2 protein-coding genes are annotated in these 1,974 nt (G+C 62.8%); one reads left to right on the top strand and one right to left on the bottom strand.

Translation table 11 applies throughout. The features are described 5' to 3' along the window. Positions 1–290: 290 nt before the first annotated feature. Complete coding sequence (locus H2510_RS20515; RefSeq protein ID WP_186630121.1) at positions 291–920, bottom strand: TetR family transcriptional regulator; 630 nt, start codon at positions 918–920, stop codon at positions 291–293. 139 nt (positions 921–1,059) lie between these two features. Here H2510_RS20515 and H2510_RS20510 point away from each other — a divergent pair, with 139 nt between their 5' ends. Continuing rightward, positions 1,060–1,953, top strand: a complete 894-nt coding sequence (locus tag H2510_RS20510; RefSeq protein WP_186630120.1) for an alpha/beta fold hydrolase — start codon at positions 1,060–1,062, stop codon at positions 1,951–1,953. Positions 1,954–1,974: the final 21 nt, after the last annotated feature.

Raw genomic sequence — 1,974 nt, 5'->3', positions numbered from 1 at the left:
GGTTCCGGCTGCGGGTTGGGAAGGTTGGTGCTTGGCTTGGATGCTGATCAGGTTGGTCGGCGTGCCGGAGGTTGTCGTTAGTGGCGACGCGGGTATTCGCGGATGAGGAATTGGCCCGTCTGCGGGAGTTCCGGAGATCAGTCGTGAGGAATTGTTCCGGTATTTCACGTTGACCCCGGCAGATGTGGCGTTCGTTGCACCGCGTGGCCGCGACACCTTGTTCTGACCGCGCCGCACGGACACTCTCCCCTGCGAATGAGCAACGGACTGACCTCTGCGCTGGTGTGCGATCAGTGCTGGGTCGAGTCCACTCGGCCACCTTGAGCACCCAGGACGAGGTCGAGGAGATGGTCTACGAGTCCGATCGCGGCCTGCTCGGTGCTGAACCCCTGGAGGATGCTGTGGGCAAGTCCACCGGTTGCCATCGCGATGACCTCAGCGTCGCGGTCAGGATCACCTGGAGATGGCAAGTCATCGGGCTGAGCTCGCCGGAGTTGGTCAGCGATGATCGTAGCCAAAGCCTCTGGCGCAAAGAAGGTTTCCTCAGTGTTGCCGCGTTGGCCGGCGATCGCCGCCCAGTCGAAGGCCCCAAGCACGATGATTTCCTCACGGCGCTGATCATCAAGGGGAAGCAATTCGGTCAATACCGCGTGGATGGCTTTACGGGGCGTGGCCTCCGCGCCGAGTGCGGTCCATCGCTGCGCGAATCGAGCGCCGGCATCTTCCATCACCGAGCGATGGGTGGCCAGCAGAAAGTCCTTCTTCGTACCGAAGTAGTACTGCACCAGCCGCACCGAAATACCGGCTTCGACTGCGACCGTTTGAAAGGTCACCTTCTCGAGTCCGCCGCCGACGATCACCCGCCGCACGGCGTCGGTGATCTGGCGTCGCCGCTGTTCATGGTCGACCAGTCGTGGCACGAGTACCGTCCGTTCCCTCTTCTTCGTCCCATCGCGGACCCATCAGCGTAGATGAAACGCACGTACCGACATAAGTGGTATGTATGTACCATCATAAGTGATATGGCCATACCGTAAAAACTGAGGAAAGGGAGGGACGATGCCGAAGATCGGGCGATTCACCAGCGAGGAAACGAAGGCAGCCTTCATGAGCGTCTACGACGCGATTGCGGCGAAGTGGCCGGTGCCGTCGACCAATATCGACGTCGAAACATCGTTCGGGACGACACGCGTACGTAAATCCGGGACCGGGGAAGGCGCACCGATCGTGCTGCTGCCGGGCATCGGCGGCAATGGCCAGGTGTGGTGGCGGTTCATCGAGAACCTGGCACGAGACCACGTCGTATACACACCGGACGTCATGGGGTGGGCGGGGCGGTGCGTGCAGACAGCACCGCTGCGCGACGCGGAAGACATCGCGAAGTGGATGGGCGAGGTCCTCGACGGGCTCGGCGAAGATCGTGTCCATCTGGCCGGCAATTCCCTCGGCGCCTGGCTGGCCGGTGCGATCGCGGTGTATCGCTGCGAGCGTCTGGCGAGTCTGACCCTGCTGGAACCGAGCGCGGCAACCTTCGCCAAACCGCGCTGGAGCCTGTTGTTCAAATTCATCATGGCGGGTATGCGGCCCACGCCCGAGCGGATGCGGAAGCTCAACAAATGGTTGATGCCTGGTTACGAGCCCACCGACGAGGAATTCGCGGGCGCCATGGCGGCTGTGAAGTTCCGGATGGCGACGCCGTGGGACCGGACATTCACCGACGCTCAACTGGCGGCCATCACCGCCCCGACGCTGGTGCTCTTCGGCGCCGAGACCGTCGTCAACGATCTGGAGGTTGCCGTCCCCAGGGCCCGCAATGACCTCCCTTCAGCCGAGGTCGAAATCCTCCCCGGCGTCGGGCACGACCTGCTCTGGGCGAATCCGGAACAAGTGATTCCACGGTTGCTGAGCTTCATCGACAGCCACGATCCCGTCCGCGCAAACCACACTCGATAGCGCGGTCGGCGGGTGAGGCGC

Origin of the sequence: Rhodococcus sp. BP22 (assembly GCF_014281965.1) — a bacterium.
Classification (GTDB): domain Bacteria; phylum Actinomycetota; class Actinomycetes; order Mycobacteriales; family Mycobacteriaceae; genus Rhodococcoides.
This window is presented reverse-complemented; position numbering and strand designations above follow the sequence as displayed.

Bases quoted from the DNA above. Each gene is read 5' to 3' on its own strand.
- H2510_RS20510 (WP_186630120.1), top strand. From the start codon at position 1,060: ATGCCGAAGATCGGGCGATTCACCAGCGAGGAAACGAAGGCAGCCTTC.